The 1,911-nt window shown below is 62.8% G+C and carries 2 protein-coding genes; both read right to left on the bottom strand.

What is annotated here, in order from left to right:
* Positions 1-103: 103 nt before the first annotated feature.
* On the bottom strand, positions 104-1,654 hold the full coding sequence (istA, locus tag WB528_RS20870; RefSeq protein ID WP_423890308.1) for an IS21 family transposase: 1,551 nt from the start codon (positions 1,652-1,654) through the stop codon (positions 104-106).
* Between the two features lie 75 nt (positions 1,655-1,729).
* Positions 1,730-1,911, bottom strand: a 182-nt coding sequence (locus WB528_RS20865) for a hypothetical protein (protein WP_423890307.1), incomplete at its 5' end; no start/stop codon positions are given.

The following is a 1,911-nucleotide window of genomic DNA, read 5'->3' as shown; positions in this document are numbered from 1 at the left end:
TGTCCTGCTCGGCCAATTGCCGGTAGGCCGCCGCCATTCCGGCTAGACCGAGCGTCTGCATTTGGTCGAGTGTGGGATTTGTCAGCATCGAAGGTCCTTTCCTTTATTGATAGTAAGTGCCGCCACGGATGTTGGCGTGCGGGGGCGTGGCTTTGACGGGTTCTGCCGGCATAGCGGTCCGGTCGAGGCCAGATTTGAGGATGGCGCTGACCGAGGAGTAGCTGATCGCGTTGATGGCAAGCGCCCGCTCGCAGGCCGCTTCCAGCCGATCGCGCTCATAGCGGCGCGCCAGGGCGATGATGCCCATGGCGGAGCGATAGCCCTGCTCAGGATGCGGGCGTTCCCGCATTACCCGCTCGACCAGGATGGCGGCGTTGGCACCGATCCGCGCCGCCATCAGGATCAGGCTCGCCGGCGTCATGTTGGCGTAGCGCTGATGGGCTTTCGGCATGTGCTCGTTCACCGTGACATGACCCGAGCGCTGCGAACGGCGGACGTGGCTGGCGACACGCTGATGGTCGCAGAAGATCTCGACGGTCTTGTGGGTCAGCCGCACATCGACGCGGCGGCCGATCAGCCGGTGCGGTACCGAATAGAAGGTCTTGTCGACTTCGACGTGATAGTCGGGATGGACCTTGGCGGATTTCCATTCGGCATACTCGAACGGTGCGTTCGGCAATGGTGCGAGCGCCGTGCGCTCGATCTCCTCAAACAGCTGCCGGCGCGACTTTCCGACCTGACGCATCGGACGATTGTTGAGGTCTTCGAGCAGGACGCCGATCGCGGCATTAAGCTCGGCAATGCTGAAGAAGCTCCGGTGGCGCAGCCGAGCCAAGATCCAACGTTCAACGATCAAAACCGCGCCCTCGACCTTGCCCTTGTCGCGCGGCTTGCGGCTGCGCGTCGGCAAAATCGTCGTGTCGTAGTGCTCGGCCATGGCCGCAAAGGTCTGGTTGAGCGTCGGCTCGAACCACAGCGCCTTGGCAACGCCGGCCTTCAGGTTGTCGCAGACGATCGCCTTGGGTACGCCGCCGAAGTACGCTAGCGCTTTGGTCTGACTGTCGATCCAATCGGGCAGCCGTTGACTGGGGCTCGCGCAGGCGAAAGTCAGCGACGACGCCCCCAGCACGGCGACAAAAATCTGCGCTTGGCCAATCTCTCCCGTTCGCGGGTCAATCACCTCGACCGTCTGGCCGGCGTAATCGGTCTGCATCACCGCGCCCGCTTCGTGGCAATGGCGGAATGTCGGATGCGCTCGACGCCGATAGGCGCCGTATTGTTGGCAGAACCAGGTGTAGCCGTATCCGTCGGGATGGGCGGCGCGATATTCCTGCCACAGCAGCGTCAGCGTCACGCCCTTGCGCTTGAGCTCCTGCGCCACATACGGCCAGTCCGGCTCGCTCAAGTCCTGCGGCGGCCGTCCCACCCGGCGGAACAGCGCCTCCACCAAGGCCGCGTCGCTCGCGGAATCCGGCGGCAGCGGCCAGCTCAGCCCCGCCTCACGTGCCCGCAACAGATACGTTGCAACCGAGGTCTTGCTCAGCCCCAGCCGTTCCGAGATTGCCCGCACCGACAACCCGTGTTCGTGCGTCAAGCGCAGGATCGTTCGCAGGTCCTTCACGGTCGTTCGTTTCGTTCGCTTCCGTCTCGGCATTGCCCCTCCCAACGTTGAGAGGGAACATTGCCCGAACGGCGCTCCCGAAATCTGACCGCCACCCCTGTCCGCGAATTAGCGAAATCGCTGTCCCGGAATTACTGAAATCTCTGTCCGCGATTTACCGAAATCCTGTCCGGGAATTAGCGAAACACGCACGCTCAGGTGGCGACGAATTGACATGGTCTCATAATCCACTCGATCTGGCCCTGCGTCCATATCAGCTTGGGTGGGACGGCGATTTACGAAACGAACCC

Origin of the sequence: Bradyrhizobium sp., assembly GCF_049586575.1 — a bacterium.
GTDB lineage: Bacteria > Pseudomonadota > Alphaproteobacteria > Rhizobiales > Xanthobacteraceae > Bradyrhizobium.
Note: the sequence above shows the minus strand (reverse complement) of the source record. Positions and strands in the feature narration are given on the sequence as shown.